This window comes from Ktedonobacter sp. SOSP1-52 (assembly GCF_016587395.1).
This window is the reverse complement of the sequence record NZ_BNJH01000001.1, coordinates 2,807,981-2,824,019: the sequence shown is the minus strand read 5'-3', so window position 1 is coordinate 2,824,019 and position 16,039 is coordinate 2,807,981. Positions and strand designations below refer to the sequence as shown.

General features: G+C 52.5%; 13 protein-coding genes and 3 pseudogenes. 11 read left to right on the top strand and 5 right to left on the bottom strand.

All coding sequences use genetic code 11. From position 1 onward, the window contains the following. Positions 1 to 82: 82 nt before the first annotated feature. From JMJ16_RS57000 to JMJ16_RS13480, 8 genes and pseudogenes are all read left to right on the top strand, one after another. Positions 83 to 247 (top strand): transposase, encoded by a 165-nt coding sequence (locus tag JMJ16_RS57000; protein WP_201381980.1) that lies wholly within the window; start codon positions 83 to 85, stop codon positions 245 to 247. A 435-nt stretch (positions 248 to 682) separates the two neighbouring features. After that, positions 683 to 2,764: a serine/threonine-protein kinase gene (locus JMJ16_RS13510; RefSeq protein WP_201381978.1), complete on the top strand. Its 2,082-nt coding sequence runs from the start codon at positions 683 to 685 to the stop codon at positions 2,762 to 2,764. Positions 2,765 to 3,006: 242 nt separating this feature from the next. Continuing rightward, positions 3,007 to 3,763, top strand: a pseudogene (locus JMJ16_RS13505) (IS6 family transposase). A gap of 471 nt (positions 3,764 to 4,234) precedes the next feature. Then, on the top strand, positions 4,235 to 4,942 hold the full coding sequence (locus JMJ16_RS13500) for a serine/threonine-protein kinase (RefSeq protein WP_201381976.1): 708 nt from the start codon (positions 4,235 to 4,237) through the stop codon (positions 4,940 to 4,942). Then, positions 4,939 to 6,423, top strand: coding sequence for a hypothetical protein (locus tag JMJ16_RS13495; RefSeq protein WP_201381974.1), 1,485 nt, complete (start codon positions 4,939 to 4,941; stop codon positions 6,421 to 6,423). The genes JMJ16_RS13500 and JMJ16_RS13495 overlap by 4 nt, the downstream gene beginning before the upstream one ends. A gap of 274 nt (positions 6,424 to 6,697) precedes the next feature. Then, complete coding sequence (locus JMJ16_RS13490; protein WP_201381972.1) at positions 6,698 to 6,958, top strand: hypothetical protein; 261 nt, start codon at positions 6,698 to 6,700, stop codon at positions 6,956 to 6,958. A gap of 44 nt (positions 6,959 to 7,002) precedes the next feature. Then, positions 7,003 to 7,713: pseudogene (locus JMJ16_RS13485) on the top strand (IS6 family transposase). 565 nt (positions 7,714 to 8,278) lie between these two features. Continuing rightward, a complete protein-coding gene (locus JMJ16_RS13480; protein ID WP_201381970.1) occupies positions 8,279 to 8,725 on the top strand; it encodes a hypothetical protein in 447 nt (148 codons plus the stop codon). 74 nt (positions 8,726 to 8,799) lie between these two features. Here JMJ16_RS13480 and JMJ16_RS54210 read toward each other — a convergent pair whose 3' ends face one another. From JMJ16_RS54210 to JMJ16_RS13470, 3 genes and pseudogenes are all read right to left on the bottom strand, one after another. Then, on the bottom strand, positions 8,800 to 9,183 hold the full coding sequence (locus tag JMJ16_RS54210; protein WP_236601464.1) for a hypothetical protein: 384 nt from the start codon (positions 9,181 to 9,183) through the stop codon (positions 8,800 to 8,802). Further along, on the bottom strand, positions 9,116 to 9,424 hold the full coding sequence (locus tag JMJ16_RS54205; RefSeq protein WP_236601463.1) for a hypothetical protein: 309 nt from the start codon (positions 9,422 to 9,424) through the stop codon (positions 9,116 to 9,118). The genes JMJ16_RS54210 and JMJ16_RS54205 overlap by 68 nt, the downstream gene beginning before the upstream one ends. 271 nt (positions 9,425 to 9,695) lie before the next feature. Beyond that, positions 9,696 to 10,518, bottom strand: a pseudogene (locus JMJ16_RS13470) (IS6 family transposase). A gap of 110 nt (positions 10,519 to 10,628) precedes the next feature. Between JMJ16_RS13470 and JMJ16_RS13465 the strand changes: the two are divergent. After that, the gene (locus tag JMJ16_RS13465) at positions 10,629 to 11,024 is read left to right on the top strand and encodes a transposase (RefSeq protein WP_307813078.1); all 396 of its coding nucleotides are present in this window, start codon (positions 10,629 to 10,631) and stop codon (positions 11,022 to 11,024) included. A 487-nt stretch (positions 11,025 to 11,511) separates the two neighbouring features. Here the strand turns inward: JMJ16_RS13465 and JMJ16_RS13460 are convergent, their stop codons facing one another. Both JMJ16_RS13460 and JMJ16_RS13455 read right to left on the bottom strand, forming a co-directional pair. Further along, positions 11,512 to 12,393, bottom strand: a complete 882-nt coding sequence (locus JMJ16_RS13460; protein WP_236601462.1) for a transposase — start codon at positions 12,391 to 12,393, stop codon at positions 11,512 to 11,514. Further along, positions 12,308 to 13,444 carry a hypothetical protein gene (locus tag JMJ16_RS13455; RefSeq protein WP_236601461.1) on the bottom strand — a complete coding sequence of 379 codons (1,137 nt, stop codon included), beginning with the start codon at positions 13,442 to 13,444 and terminating at the stop codon, positions 12,308 to 12,310. Before JMJ16_RS13455 ends, JMJ16_RS13460 begins: the two co-directional genes overlap by 86 nt. A 197-nt stretch (positions 13,445 to 13,641) precedes the next feature. On the opposite strand from JMJ16_RS13455, the gene JMJ16_RS13450 reads away from it, so the two are divergent. Both JMJ16_RS13450 and JMJ16_RS13445 read left to right on the top strand, forming a co-directional pair. Next, positions 13,642 to 14,370 (top strand): ISL3 family transposase, encoded by a 729-nt coding sequence (locus JMJ16_RS13450; protein WP_236601460.1) that lies wholly within the window; start codon positions 13,642 to 13,644, stop codon positions 14,368 to 14,370. 760 nt (positions 14,371 to 15,130) lie between these two features. Then, positions 15,131 to 15,949 carry a transposase gene (locus tag JMJ16_RS13445; protein ID WP_236601459.1) on the top strand — a complete coding sequence of 273 codons (819 nt, stop codon included), beginning with the start codon at positions 15,131 to 15,133 and terminating at the stop codon, positions 15,947 to 15,949. Positions 15,950 to 16,039 lie beyond the last annotated feature (90 nt).

The window sequence follows — 16,039 nt, the reverse complement described above, 5'->3', positions numbered from 1 at the left end:
AATTCTGTCTAGAAGACAAACGGTACCACCATAGTGACCACATATACAAAATATTTTACACCCTCCTCTCTGCCTTCAGCAAATGGAAACAGGAAATCTTGGCCTTTTTCCGTTCTTGCCGAGGCGCATTTCCAATGGATTTGTTGAAGGCAAGAACAATCGAACGAAGGCGATGATGCGTCAGGCGTATGGCTATCATAACCTTGGAAATTTGCGTCTTCGTATCTTGGTCGGTGATACGCTATGACGCATGATTACCTCATCCTTCCCGGAAGGACGGAGAACCCATTTCATTTTTCTTTTTATTTTCTATTTCGTTTATTTAAACCACTCATGCTCTTTCTGTATACCCCTCATTCTTTCTGCTATTTCACACGTGAATATTTGTCGCATTGAAAAGTAACCGTGTTTACTTTCTCTTGACAAACCTAGTTCCATGCACTACACTAAAAAATAAACGTGTTTATTTTTTAGTAGCCAGACAACGAAACAAGATAAAGGCGAGATGAGCAAAGAGCTGGATAGTAAACGGATTTCCCCAATGCCTCCAGCTGAATAAGATCAGGAAGCCGATGTGTTCTTTCTTCTCTCAATGGGAACCTGGTAGCTATTCATATTGGACCAAACGATAAGTAGGACGGACAGGATTGCATTCAATCCTTGAAGAAAAAGGAACATAACTATGACCATAAGCTCAACAGATTTCTGCTCGATATGCGGTGCAGCGAACAACAGGCAAGCCCACACCTCCTGCTTTTCCTGTGGACATCTCCTGACAACTGATGCGCCTAGTGAGCTTTCACAAGATAAAGCTTTATTGCGACAACGTTACCGGCTCGGCGCAATTCTTGGCACTGGCGGCTTCAGCACGGTCTATCATGCTCATGATCTGGAGGCTGAGCGCAACGTTGCCATTAAGCAGATTACCCTGCATGGGCGAAGTGCCCAAGAAGTGATTGATGCCACTGACATGTTCAATCGCGAAGTGAGCTTTCTCTCTCAATTGTGTCATCCCCAGATACCACAGTTCTTTGACCATTTCAGTGATCTCGACCATTTGTATCTCGTGCTTCAATACCTAGAAGGGTCCACTCTGGAGACGTACCTGGAAACACACGTGTCCCAAGATACACCTCTCCAGCTCGGCGAGGTACTCACTATGGCGCTCCAACTCTGCTCTGTGCTGGATTACTTGCACACCCATCAGCCTCCCATTATCTTCCGCGACCTCAAGCCAGGGAATATCATCCGATCTCATAGCGGCAAACTTTCTCTGATCGACTTCGGTATTGCACGCTTCTTCCGCGTCAGCCAGGCCCATGATACCCGGCTACTGGGTTCACCAGGATACGCTGCTCCTGAGCAGTATGGTCAAGCACAGACGACTCCACAATCCGATATCTACAGCCTGGGCATCATCTTATGCGAGGCTCTCTCGGCAAAGGGTTCTACCGAACCCCTTGCTCAATTGCATCTCGATCAGCAAGACGGTAGAGGCAAACTTGCGGCCCTGGCTCTGCGTATGAGCTCGCCTGATCCTCATATGCGACCTGCCACGGTAAGAGAGATTGGTCTCGCTCTGGAAGCGATTCAACAGCAGTGCGTGAGCCGAGAAACGGGTCGCCTCTGGCTACCTCCAACATATCAAGCTATTCCTACAGGCGAAAAACAGTATCTATCCCATCAGACCCAGTTTCCATCTTCCAAACCGCATCACCACATCGGTCGACGAAAAGTGTTGCTTGGTATGGGAATGCTGATCGCCAGTGGAATGGTCGGCAGTATCTGGTGGACAAACACATCCCGTACCCATCTCGATTTCCACCCCTCCTCGTATGTCTATGGAGGTCATACGGCTATAGTGGTCGGCATAGCCTGGTCGCCCGATGGGAAATGTATTACTTCAATCTCTGAAGATGGGGTACTCCAGGTTTGGGAAGCGGTCAATGGGAGGCAGATTTGGAATACAGCTACAACTGGGCAGATCGATGCCTATGTAACCCCTTTCAACGGAGAGAACACTGTGTCCTGGTCCCCCAATGGCAAACACATCGCTTTTGGCTCCACGTATAGGACGCTTCAGATCTGGGATGCAACCACCAGAAAAAATGTTTTAGCCTACCCCAGGCAGCGCATGAGCCAGCAAATTTGGGGGATTGATATAGCGTGGTCACCTGATGGCAAACACATCGCCTTGACCTCTTGTCCTGAGAATGGAGGGAGCAAAATAGGCGTTTGGGATATAGCTACAGGGAAACTTGTCTTTACCCACTTGGACCCAGCAGGTGTTGGAGCAAATATAGCGTGGTCGCCTGATGGTAAACACCTCGCCTTGGCAAATGGGACGCTGCAGATTTGGGATACAACGAAGTGGAGTCATATCGCTACCTATCAACCAACCTCAGGTTGGATAACCGACGTGTCCTGGTCTCCCGACGGCAAACACATCGCTCTAGCGAATGGAAATGTCCAGATCTGGGATATAGCCACTGCAAAACAAGTCTTTACCTGTTCAGAGCCGCAGGGTTATGTGGATGTCGTGTCCTGGTCTCCCAATGGCAAATACATTGCCTCAAATGACACCGTGGATGAGATAAACGGGATACTGCAGATCTGGGATGCATCTACTGGAGGCAATGTCTTTACCTACCCTAATCAGAGGAATACAGAACCCATCCACATCATAACCTGGTCGCCTAATAGCACGCGCATCGCCTTCACATATGCTTACAATAAAACCGTCCAAGTCTGGGAGGCGCCATAAACCTATTCGTTTGAAAGCCAACAAGTTCCCCTCAGTCGCGCTGCATTGAGATTTGGTGAGCAAACGATGGTATTGTCAACTTGATTGCGTGCAAGGATGCAGGTTTCTGAAAAAGGGGCTGAAAAGAGAAAGACATGGGATGAGTGGGTTCTGTCAGAACTCAGGCAACGCCCTTGGCAGAGCAGCCATCCTTCTAGTATGATGGTGCTGTGAAAAGAGGATGGAATGAGGAATGATGATTGATGAATTGCCCCCACTGTGCTACCACAACAACCCGAAAACGAGCGAACGGGTACTCCTTTCAACCATCTGGAATTCCCGACAGATATTGTCCTGCTCGCAGTCCTGTGGCGTCTGCGTTACAAACTGAGTCTGCGTGATGTCGCTGAGATGTTTTTAGGGCGTGGCTTCCAGTTTACACATGAGGCGATCAGAGACTGGGAAGCGCGCTTTGCGCCGTTGCTTGCGGACCAATTGCGGACAAAACGGCGTGGCCAAGCAGGAACATCGTGGTACGTCGATGAAACGTACCTGAAAGTGCATGGAAAATGGTGCAACCTCTATCGAGCGATCGACCACGAGGGCAATTTGGTGGATTCTCTGTTGAGTGAGAAGCGAAATATGGAGGCAGCGCAGCGATTTTTCAAGCAAGCAGTTGATGTGGTCGGCCATACACCAGAACAGGTGACGACCGATGGTCATACGTCCTATCCGCGTGCCATCCGCGAGACGATGGGCAGCCATGTTCAGCATCGAACGAGCAAATATCTCAATACTCGGCTCGAGCAAGATCATCGGGGTATCAAACAACGGTACTATCCGATGCCTGGTTTTGGAACCATTGAAGCGGCGGCACGCTTCTGTCGTGCCTTTGAAGAATTGCGCCAGTATCTCCGTCCTCGCCGCACGATGGGCGAAGTGGTTTCTCTTCGGGAACAACGACAGACCTTTCTCCAGCGTCTTGCCGCTTTACAGACAATGATACAAGCGGCCTCATAGATCAATGAGTGGGAGATAAACATCCCATTCGTCCGGAAAGCTTTTCTGTGGTCTCAGTTCTGACAGATCCAATCTTTTTGGGCAATGCTGTAAGAGTAGTCAATAGTGCAAATGTCACTAGAAAACCCACCTCTCATCTGGTATGCTTCTTGTGAAGTGTGTAAATTGTGTCCTATAGGGGCCCCGATTGCATTTTTGCGTTATTTGGATAGTGCTATCTCGCTGAATGCCTGGATGCCCTAATAACGAGCACAACTTCCCACGCAATAGAATCCTCTGGTTTTGGCTGATGACAAACGCAAAATTACTACTCCCTATATGAAGCCATGGTGGACGATGGCAGAAACGACCTGGAGCATGGTTGCAGGGGTGAGCCAAGCCGGGGAACGCATTCTATCATAACGGAAGATATAATTCAGCAAAAGATTTCTCTCTCGCGAAAAATGGACATGTGCAAAACAGGGAGGGTTTATGGCACTTGTAGGGAAACAGTTTAGCCATTATCGTATTCTCCAATTAATCGGAAGAGGCGGTATGGGGGAGGTCTACGTTATTGAAGATGTCCGCGTCCAGCGGCGAGTCGCAGCCAAGTTCATTCGAATGGAGATGATCCAGTCGGAACGGGACGCTGCGAGTGATGCTTTACGCCTCTTCTGGCGGGAAGCGAATGCTATTGCTCAGCTCGATCACCCGGCGATCCTGCCATTGTATGATCACGGCGAGGAGTTGATCGATGATATCCAGGTTGCATATCTGATTATGCCCTATCGTCCTGAAGGTTCCTTAACTGCCTGGCTCAGAAAACGGGCCCAAACGAGACAAACCTCACCCCTGACGCTCAAACAAATCGCGCATTTCATCCAGCAAGCCGGACAATCTCTGCAATTTGCACACGATCATCAGATCATGCATCTGGATGTCAAACCCGCCAACTTCTTGATTCAGAGCAAGTCGGCACATGATGACTTTCCTCATCTGCTGCTCTGCGATTTTGGCATTGCGCGCTTAGCAAGCGCAACCTCCAATGCGAGCCAGCATGTGCGTGGTACGCCTCTTTATATGGCCCCCGAACAATGGGCCAATAAGCCGGTCTTTGCCAGCGATCAGTATGCTCTTGCAATCATGGCCTACGAACTGCTCACTGGCCCCCCCCTTTTCAGGGCTCGCCCCCGAATGTGATGTTTGCCCATCTTCAAGAGCAGCCTCCATCCGCTTGCGAGTGCAACCCTCAGTTACCATCAGCCGTTGATCATGTCTTACAACGTGCCCTGGCGAAAAAGCCAGAGGAGCGCTTCCCTTCCATTACTGAGTTTGCCCAGGTTTTGCAGGAAGCCTTGCAGGAAACGCGAACAGAGAGCGCACTTCCCGTTTCCCCAGCCCTCAACGCATCTTCGGCGCATACCCTTGCGGGCAGCAATGAAGTCGCACCCTCTCGCAACATACAGCATTCCCAACCCCCTTCTCCTATGTCAGTCGTTGCGCCTGTTCAGGAGAAGGTCTCTGCTGAGCAGGCTAGTGTCGCAACTCATCGCTCTCAAATTATGGCTACGCAGCCTGTCAGAACACCTCTGCGCTCAACTACCTTTCCTCCGTCAGCGCCTAAGGGGCCCAACAAGCGACGCTCCCCCATTCTTGTTGGAGGCTTGCTTCTCCTGATCCTCGTCTCTATCGCTGGAAGCAGCTTTGGTATCTGGCAAGTCGCCACTGCGGCCACTCAAGCCAATGAGAAGGTCACCGCGACTACCCGGGCCAATAGGCGGGCCACTGCCGCCACTCAAGCCAATGAGAAGGTCACCACGACTCCCCGGGCCACCCCTGGCACAACCTGGAATCTTCAGATTACTGATTCTTCTGATATCCTTCAAGAGGTAGCCTGGTCCGGCTCGCAGTTTGTTGCGGTAGGATTTTCTTCAACTCTCACATCGTCTGATGGACACACCTGGAGAGCCCAGCAAGCGGGTGATATGCAGGATGGCTTGGATGTAGCCTGGTTAGACAAGCAGTTTATCGCTGTAGGGTGGAATGGGCAGGGCATTACGATTGTTACTTCGCCTGATGGACGTACCTGGACGACCCGATACTCGGGTCCTCAGATGAACCGCGCGGCTGTCGCCTGGTCTGGCTCGCAGTTTGTTGTTGTAGGAGACAGAGGAATGATTCTCACCTCCTCCGACGCGCACACCTGGACGGCCCAAAGCTTAAATCTTCAGCAAAATCTTTTGAGTGTCACGTGGTCCGGCTCCAAGTTTGTCGCCGTCGGGGTATCTGGCACGATTCTCACCTCAACCGATGGAAACACCTGGATAGCCCAGGACTCGGGAACGTCGAAAAGACTTACTTGCGTGGCCTGGTTAAATTCGCAGTTTATCGTCCTGGGACAGTCTGGTACTATCCTTACCTCACCCGATGGTGATACCTGGACAGCCCAGAACTCAGGAACTTCACAGGACCTTTCTGACATCGCATGGTCCGGCTCGCAGTTTGTCATCGTTGGATGGTCTGAAATCCTGGGAGATGACGGTACTATCCTTACCTCATCCGACGTCCACACCTGGATAGCCCAGGATTCGGGAACCTCACAAGCACTTTTGGGCGTGACCTGGTCCGGATCGCAGTTTGTCGCCGTGGGAAATCGCGGGTTGATCCTCACCTCGCCCTGAGCCATTTGCGGAAACATACCCCTTTCAGAGCACGTACGCAATCTCCCGATAGTTGTGGTCCTCAACCTTCGCACCAGTTCAGGCAGTTCCACCTTGATAGAACTGCCTGAGGTCTGTTGACTAAAGCATGGCCCAAAAGGATTGAGGTGACTGCCAATTTCTCCGATATGGTGCTCTTCGTCGTTCTGCCTTGTGGATTCAACCGATGGGAGAATGGAGCCACCCAATGGAGCAAGAACAGCAGTAGCAAGAGGAGCTGCACGAAAGCGACCAGATGCAGACAGAAATGCTCTTTCACCAGCATCCCCCCGAATTGGTCGAAAGCATCCGTCAGACCACCTTTACCACCCTCGCCGTTGCAAACCTTCGCGGCTTTGCCGACCTGAAGCTGACAGCCATACGCAAACTCAGTGACGATTTCTACGCAGTGCGTTTCACCTATGACATGCTCAATCGGGTTGAGCAGGGAGCGCAATGGATCACGACGAGGACAGTGACAGAAGGTGGTTGTGTTGCAAGAATGAAGAGGCGATGATAAACTCTTCTTTATTTGAAGCAGAGCAGAGGAGTTTTTCCATCATGATCGAACAGAATCCGTTCAAATGGCGTCATTTTGAAGCCGAGATCATTCTTTTGTGCGTACGTTGGTATCTGCGCTATTCGTTGAGCTATCGCGATCTGGAAGAGATCATGCTGGAACGGGGTCTGCACGTCGATCACACCACTATCTATCGCTGGGTGCAGGAGTATGCTTCTGAGCTTGAGCGACGGTGTCGTCCTTACGTGAAGCCGACGAACGACTCGTGGCGTGTGGACGAGACCTATATCAAGGTGAAAAAGCAGTGGGTCTACCTCTATCGTGCAGTTGATTCAAAAGGCAACACGCTCGATTTCTTTTTGAGTTCGACACGAGATGCGCACGCCGCAACGCGCTTCTTTCTCAAGATGCTTGCTGCCTCTCATACCACAGAGCCTCGTGTCATCAACGTGGACAAAAACTCAGCCTACCCCAAAGCATGTAATGACCTCAAAGCAGAAGGATATATCCACGCAAGCTGTGAATGACGACAAGTGAAGTACCTCAACAATCTCATCGAGCAAGATCACCGGTTCATCAAGAGATTGACGAAGCCGGGAATGGGCTTTTTTTCCTTCGAGACAGCGTGGCGAACGCTGCAAGGTTTTGAGATGATGAACATGATACGGAAAGGGCAAGTGCACGGAGTAGCCAAAGGCGATGTGGGAGGGCAGGTTGCACTGGTTGCCAGGCTCTTTGGAAGCGTTGCCTAAGCTCAACAAGGAGAGCCATTCCACGCTCGCTTTGTTTTCTTCGCATTTCTTGCAACACAACCAGACAGATCGCGAATATACTAGCATACACTGCAAATGCAGTCATGCCTCCCAGAACAAGCACTGCCTGTCCTGGTGAAAATCGCTTATTGGTGGGAGGCAAAGAAACCATAGAAACTCCTGTTCTTTATAATTATCCTGTGCTATCTTTCGTTGTGATCACATGCTCCCACAATGACCCAGGAAAAGCATGGGTCATTTGTCCCATTGGGATCCCGACATCATTCCCCTCTAAATTCCGCTAAAGAGGGTTCATGATATCGAGAGGCCAATTTGGTATGAAAGAACAGCACGAGGACAAGGAGAAAACGACCATCAACCTCACTTAAAGGGATTTGGTTCTCTTTTGTCGAGCAAGCTCTTGTAAACCTCCTAGTGCAAAGTCAACAGAGATGCTCGGAAAAAGAAGGGTATGTCAGCCAACGAATTTCTCTCTCGCCTCCTTTCTTCCTCAATGAGCTATAATGAGAAAACATCAGAAAAAAGCGACCTGAAAGGAAGAAGTATGCAAGAGTGGCCTTTTAAACGCTCATCTGCCATCAATAGCATCACGGCTATCTGCCTTACCCTGTTTACGCTCTGGGCAGTCTTGAGTATTCTTTCCGATGGATATCAATTTGGCCCGTCGGTTCAGTGGGAGATCGTGTCCGATGCCCTCAAATTCGGGGTCCTGCAACTCAATCAAGAAGCCATCGGTTTGAGTGTCGTCGGCTACTTTCTTGTGGGCCTCTGGAGCTTGATCTCTCTCGTGCTCTCTCTGGCAGCTTATCGACGCAATACACTGGATGAAAAAAAACCACTGATATGGGCTCTCGTCCTGTTTGGAGTGATCATCCTTGTGATTGGGTGCTTACTGGCTGCCAATACTACTTGCGTTCCTCGTTTCCCAGGTGGAAGTAGCCCGGTATGTGCTTTGCCGCTACGACCTGGAGCCTCCCTCCCTCCAGGATAACAAAGCTCGGGTGAGGAGCTCAGGAGACGTCTTCGGCAAGAGAAAGTTGCACTTCATGGCTTGATATGCACATATTAGGCACTTATCGGCGCATAGCTCGTTCCTGTGTTGTGGAAGACCACCTGGAGACCATCCACTGTTACGACCAGATCCGGATCGCGCGTATCCCCTGAAAAGGTGAGCATGACGGGCGCCAGGTCAGAACCAGAGCCAATAAGGCGAGGTCCTTGCAGGAGACGCGCATGCTGTGGGTTGCCGCCAGGCACCTCAAAGATGAACACCTGGCCCTTGAGATTGAGAGCGGTGAAATGCGTTTCAAGGCGTGGGTCCAGCTTATGGCCCACGAAGTGATCAAGGTTGGTCGTACGCGGATAGCCATAGCGAACATCGTCAATGAGCCGACCACTCCAGGACAGCGCCGCTGACCCCACGATGGCGAGGAGCAGCGCACACAACATCCCTAGCCCATAGGCAAGAGCCAGCTCCCTCGCTGGGGCCTCTGTGGCTCTGGCTTTGATGGCCGCGAGAACTCCGGCACCTCTCAGTGGTCATGGAGCGCTGCGCCCGTGGTCTGGTGAGCTGAGAGGCACGCGCGGTCTGGACTGCTGGCTTCTTCCCTGGCAAGGGGTTCGGACGGCGACGCACAACAAGGCTGCGTGGGGCGAGACGCTGCTCCTCCCCCTCGATGGTTGCAGGCATACTGATTTCCTCCTTATGCTTGAGAAGCACAACAAAAGCACACCAGAAATAGAGGGGATCACCGCCGGGCGCAGGAGAGGAAAGAACGTTCGTTCCTACGAAGCATACCTGAACCATAGGGCTGCGCACAACCCATTTATCCACGAAGTTATCCAGACCCATGTGGAGGAATTGTTGAGAAAACAAAAAGCAATCGTCATGGGATCTGTCAGAACTGAGGCCACAGAAAAGTATACTGGGCGAATGGAATACTCACTTCTCGCTCGTTGACCTATGAGACTGCTTGTATTGCGATCTGTAAAGCGGCAAGACGCTGGAGAAAAGCCTGCCGTTGTTCTCGGAGAGAGACCACTTCGCCCATGGTGCGGCGAGGACGGAGGTAATTGTGCAATTCATCGCGCGTCACAACAGAAGCGTGCCGCCGCTTCAACGGTTCCAAAACCACGCATCGGATAATACCGCTGTTTGATGCCACGATGATCTTGCTCGAGCCGATTATTGAGATATTTGCTCGTTCGATGCTGAACATTGCTGCCCATCGTCTCGCGGATGGCACGCGGATAGGAAGCATGACCATCCGTCGTCACCCGATCGGGAATAGAGCCAACCACAGCCACTGCCTGTTTGAAAAACATCTGAGCCGCTTCCATATTTCGCTTCTTGCTCAACATAGAATCAACGAGATTACCATCGTGATCGATAGCCCGATACAAATAGCACCACTTCCCATGTACTTTGATATACGTCTCATCGACATACCAGGATTTCCCGGCCTGCCTCTGTCTCTTGACGCGTAATTGGTCCTTTATCAAGGGCGCAAACCGCGCTTCCCAGTCTCGGATGGCTTCATGCGTGAACGGAAAGCCGCGCGCTAAAAACATCTCAGCTACATCATGCAGGCTTAACTTATAGCGGAGTCGCCATATGACTGCAAGCAGGACAATGTCCGTCGGGAATTCCAGATAGTTAAAAGGAGTGCCAGTTCGTTCGTTGAACGTATGTCTGCACTCAGTGCAGAAGAACGTTGTGTAGCCCAATTTGGTTTTCTTTGCTCGTTTTTGAGCCATCGTTCCTGCACAATAGGGACAGTTCATAGGTCAACGTGCCTCGTTCCATCAAAATGATGAGATCAGCATACCAGAAATGGGGCCTCTGTGCCAAATGGGGTCTGAGTTCTGACAGACCCCCCCTGACCTACAAGGTTGTGTACAAACAACTAGTTCGTTCCCTTCCAGAAGGGCGGAAGACTGCAGCTGCTCCTGATCAGCTTCCACGCCTTCCTGTGTTGGCACGACAAGCCGTGTTTCTGTTTCTTCGCCGGACCTTCGAGCTCTCAGCTGAAGAAGAAGAAACACTTGCCCTGCTTCGCTCTCTGCACACTGAGATGGATCAGGCATATGAGCTGGTCCAGCAGTTCACCCAGATGCTCCGAGAGCGTCGAGGTATGCATCTCGATACCTGGTTGGCCCAGGTGAACCAGAGCAACATCCCTGAACTCCGCTCCTTTGCCGCGGGAGTCGAGAAAGACAAAGAGGCGGTGAGGGCTGGGCTGACTTGGTGGATCAATAACGGGATGGTGGAGGGCCATGTGACCAAATGAAAACTCATCAAACGGAGCATGTACGGCAGAGCAGGCTTTCCTCTGCTGCGCCAACGAGTCTTACATGCCGTGTAACAATGAAGTGAGTACGGCCAAGTTCATCCTCAGAAGCAGGACAGGTTCCCAGCTCTTTTTTTGCTGCATAAGCTCTTCAATGTATCGGAGAAGCTTTTCCCTGCCCAAGCTCTCGCGCTTCTGTTGCGCTTCACGAAAGGACACGAATGTGCTCTTGAAACAGAACAACCTCATCTCTCTTGTATTATCGCAGAGTCTATCACCAAACCTGGGCATGAGCCGAATACTGAGCAGGTTTTGCCCTCAAACATGGATCTGCCCACGGGATACGCAACGAGCTTGCAGCAAACGAGCAATGAAGGAATGGAAGAGATTGTTGAAAGCAGACAGGGACTCTCGGCCCTCATGACAAGCTCAGAGGAGCAATGACACCTCGCTCAAATCGCCTGTTTGTTCGCCAGTTCCTCCTGTATTACTTGATAGCGAGAAAGGTGGGGACGCCTGCCACGGAAACACGCCGTTGCGGTGGTCCCCACCAGGCATTACAGGCGAGCCGGTCGGACCACCTCCAGCGGTAATGCGAACGCACTTCACGAGGGGGACGTGGTGGTGGGAAAACCTTCTCAGGACGCTCAACAAGCGCGATGATCTCGGTGTGTTGACGACGCCAATGGGTCGTCCAGGTGCGGCGAAGCGCTCGACCTGCGACATCCACCCATCGTATTGGTCCGAGAAGGACAGGCGTTTGCTCACACTCAGCCAAAGCAGGTGGGGGCAAGAGGCGACGGACAGCGCTGACCCGTCGAGCACGATTGCCTTTGGCACCTTTCGCCAGGCATTGTTCTCGCAGAGAACAGCGCTGACAGTCGGTCTGATAAGCGAGATAGACGGCACGCTGAGTGAACGCATTTTCTTGGCGCACTTCGCTCAACCACAAGCTTGCTCCCGCTGGACAGCGAAGCTTGCCATCCTCTTGTAACGTAAAGGCATCAGCCCCGAAGCGTCCAGTGGCTCGTCCGAATGCTGCGGCCCACTCCCACGGCCCATACTCCTCAACTGGTTCTTCAATGGTGAGAAGCACAGGAGGTGTCTTTTTCGGAGATGCCCACTCGATCTCGCGTAGCTCAGCTTTTTGCATAGCCTGTCCAAGTGAGAGCCGGAGGTTCCATACCCATTGACACGCAATCTGCCAGAGTTCTTGTCCACACTCGGTGTACGAACACCAGCGGTCGGGATCTTCTTCGACATCTTCATCCGCAAGTACCGCTTCAAAGGCTCCCCGCCCATGATAGAGATCGAGCACATCGCGCGACGAGGAATCCATCGATGGGCAGGGTTGTGATGAAGACCTCATACACCCACTCACCGATGCACTTGCCCACCGACACCCTCTTGCCTGGTGCGGGGGCACGATGCCGAGCCACAATGATGCGGGTTTGAGGTACCCCCTCATCCAATGACAACCAGCCTCCATCAAACAACTCGACCTCCTCATCACTGTTCACTCTGGTCACCCTCGCGGTTGGTAGGTGAGCGAGCACGCGCTGGATCTGAGGGTGCTCCAGGACGCGATACCCTCTCGCTCGTGTCACCAGATGGACGCCTGCTGCAATCAGTTGTGCAATGGCTACTGTATCCCCATATTGCCCGTCGAGGCGAACAAGAGCTACCTGTGCAGTGAGCGCAAAGAGCTCCAGGTAGGTTGTGATGGCCCGAAGCGCGGAAGCGAGCTCTGCTTGATAGTCACCATTGCCCCGGCCTGCAAAGGTGCCGATCCATTGACGAGTATGCATCTGAAGCGCGACGGTGCGTGTGCGGACGACCTCACCTCGTTTTCGTCCGGTGTAGCCTGGCGCGCAGACCGCATCGAGTCGGCGTCGAGGGGGAGTCAAGCTTGGATCACAGGGCAACGCTCGCTGCCGTGCTGCCTGACGTGTCGCATCGACATCAAAGACGATGTAGCGGCGGCTCTGTCGATCCCAAATACCGCCGATCGTCTCCGAGGTCCACCCTTCAGTGAAGCCGTATTGCTCGAAGAGCTGGCGAAACACTTCCAAGCAGGGACGATCGACACTCGCCAGAAAACGGCTGAGCGTGGCACGATGGGGAAGGTTCGCACGCTCAAACAGGGCCATGAAGGCTGACCCAAAGGGAGTGACTCGCTCAAAGAAAGCCGATAACGTTCGTTCTCCACTCATCGCGTACCCGAACAGGAGCGCGAGAAAATCAATTGGTTCATAGCTGCCGAAGCGTCCGCGCACCAATTGGACTTGATGGGCGAAGGCTTCTAGAATCCCTTTCGTTGTGAGGTGCTGGGACAGGATGACGACTTCGGCGAACCACGCTGGCACCGAGGGACGATCTACGGGAGAGGTTTGGACCTCTATGCTCGGGTTGGGTATCATACTCAGAGAGACCTCCTTGTGAGAGTATGGTTTGTTTCCCTCTCATTAGATGTCTCTTTTCTTTTTATGCTGCTAGCTTGCTGTCAGCTCGTTGCGTATCCCGTGGGATCTGTCCCGCTTTTGGTGATGCTAGATTGTCATCGTTGCATCAATAGATCGTTCTACAAGAATACATCTCTTTTTTGTAGAAGGATATTGTGAAAAACAGAGAAGTGAAGCCAGCACTCGCTTTGCCCAGTAGCTTAGAAGTGAGAACGATCGAGATACTCGATGGAGTGCTCACCATTACTGCAATTTCAACCCAGAAAGCCCCCTACTGTCCGCTCTGCGGCACCCCTGCCGCACATGTGCATAGCCGGTATACTCGTCAGGTCGCTGATCTCCCATGCGGAGGTCAATTCGTGCGTTTGCTCGTTCTCGTGCGTAAATGCTTTTGCAAAGAGCCCACTTGTCAGAGGAAAGTCTTCGCAGAGCGTTTGACTCCTTTTGTGGCCCCCTGGGCACGTGTGACGGCACGGCTCTTCCAGATCGTACAGACGCTTGGCCTGGCTACTGGGGGCAGACTTGGTGCCCGCGTGACCGATCGCCTGAGTATCCAGACCAGCAAAACGACCATTCTTCGACGTATTATGGCGCTGCCTCCAGAGCCAATTGGGCAGGTTTCATACCTTGGCATCGATGATTTCTCATTTCGACGTGGACGCACATTTGGGACGATTCTTGTGGATCTGCAAACGCATCAGGTTCTCGACCTCCTCCCAGATCGCACGGCTGATACTTCTGCTGCCTGGATGGCAACGCACCCAGAAATTGAGCTGGTGAGTCGCGATCGAGGAGGAGACTACGCTGCCGCTGCTAGGAAAGCGGTCCCAGCCGCCACGCAAACGGCAGATCGTTTCCACCTCCTCGTGCGCCGTCTAACGTAGTGCGATATCGCCGAACATCGGCCTAGAATTGAAGAGGGATTCTAGAGGTCATCTGATCTACCTGGCGTGGAAACACAAAGGGGAAAGCAGCATATCAGGAAAAGCGGTGACGGGCGAAAGCGTGTAGCTCGATGCGCCGCAAGACCTGCGGGCATGGTGAAAGGTGCATTCCTTGAAGCCTAGTTGCCAGTGGCGTAATGGAACGCCAGTCGCAGCGCGCTTGAAGCGATTCCTCCATCTATCTCGGTAATTGATGAGGACCGAGATACTCTTCGATGGGAAAGGGCGTTGAGCAATGAGCTCAATAAAGGCAGCAAACGGGACACCTACAACCCGCTGTATGTATCGCATGAACGGAATTCGGGATTCCCTACGGATCGAGAGGTCTATGGGAACGGAGCCACGATAGTACTCGTCGGAGTGACGCCCGACCAAGGAGCTGAGGAAAGCTCAGCACAGGGGAAAGCGTGGCAGGGAGTACAGGAGCCAAGAGGGTGTTGGCGCGTGATGCGCTCAAAAACATCCCACAGCGAACTGGAAACTAGAGAGCCGTGTACATCGAAAGGTGTCAGCACGGTTCGGAGAGGGACGGTCGGAAACGTGCTCAGTTTAGTAACGCGCTGGCCGTCTACTCTACAAAAACCTTGGTGAGGCTCTGCAGGGTGTTCTGGCACGTCATCTCGCTGCTCAACGCAAGCGCCAGACGGACACAGCACGAGCCTCACCCATCGAGGCCGTGCAGACTGAGGAAGCGCCGAACGTGCTTCCCAAGAGCGTTGCGCTCAGTCAGGCCAAACGGGAGCAGCGCCTAGCTCATTACCAGCAAGTGGTCGCCCTCCGCGAGCAAGGGTTCTCGCAGACCGCCATTGCCGGGCAGGTAGGGATCAGTCACGCGACCGTTTCACGCTGGCTGCGCCATGGCACGTTTCCAGAACAAAAGCCGCGATCTCGATCTGCCAGCGTTGACTCCTATCTTCCTCAACTGGTTGAACGATGGAAAGAGGGCCTCCACACGGTCGCGGAGTTGCACCGGGAACTGGTAGCCGCTGGGTATTCACATCAGTACAACTCCGTCTACAGACGGCTCGTTCGGTCCTTTCCAGAAGGGCAGAACAAGCGGTGCACTCGGTCCTTTTCAGAAAGGCAGAACGAGCCAGAGACTGCTGATCAGCTTCCACAGCCTCCTGTTCTGGCACGACAGGCGATGTTCCTTTTCCTTCGGCGGCCTGAAGAACTCTCAGCAGAGGAACAAGAGACGCTGTCTCTGCTTCGATCGCTACACTCCGAAGTGAAGCTGGCCTATGAGTTGGTCCAACAGTTTGCGCAGATGCTGCGCACTCGTACGGGAGAGCAGCTCGACGATTGGCTTTGCCGCGTCAAAGCCAGTCAAATCCGCGAATTGCAGGGCTTTGTAGCCGGGGTCATACGAGACAAAGAAGCGGTGAAAGCTGGTTTGACCTTGCCTGCTAACAATGGAATCGTCGAAGGAAAGGTGAACAAACTGAAACTTATTAAGAGAATGGGCTACGGTCGGGCCTCCTTTCCGCTCCTGCGTCAACGGGTGCTTCACGCTCTGTAGGATACCTCTCAAAGACGTGCTTACCAACAGGGATATGTAGCTCTGCCCATCGGTTGACATCACCAAAAGCGGGACAGATCCATATTTGAG

Coding starts and splice junctions, on each gene's coding strand:
- JMJ16_RS57000 (WP_201381980.1), top strand. CDS start 83: ATGGAAACAGGAAATCTTGGCCTTTTTCCGTTCTTGCCGAGGCGCATT.
- JMJ16_RS13510 (WP_201381978.1), top strand. CDS start 683: ATGACCATAAGCTCAACAGATTTCTGCTCGATATGCGGTGCAGCGAAC.
- JMJ16_RS13500 (WP_201381976.1), top strand. CDS start 4,235: ATGGCACTTGTAGGGAAACAGTTTAGCCATTATCGTATTCTCCAATTA.
- JMJ16_RS13490 (WP_201381972.1), top strand. CDS start 6,698: ATGCAGACAGAAATGCTCTTTCACCAGCATCCCCCCGAATTGGTCGAA.
- JMJ16_RS13480 (WP_201381970.1), top strand. CDS start 8,279: ATGCAAGAGTGGCCTTTTAAACGCTCATCTGCCATCAATAGCATCACG.
- JMJ16_RS54210 (WP_236601464.1), bottom strand. CDS start 9,183: ATGTTGTGTGCGCTGCTCCTCGCCATCGTGGGGTCAGCGGCGCTGTCC.
- JMJ16_RS54205 (WP_236601463.1), bottom strand. CDS start 9,424: ATGCCTGCAACCATCGAGGGGGAGGAGCAGCGTCTCGCCCCACGCAGC.
- JMJ16_RS13460 (WP_236601462.1), bottom strand. CDS start 12,393: ATGAGGTCTTCATCACAACCCTGCCCATCGATGGATTCCTCGTCGCGC.
- JMJ16_RS13455 (WP_236601461.1), bottom strand. CDS start 13,444: ATGATACCCAACCCGAGCATAGAGGTCCAAACCTCTCCCGTAGATCGT.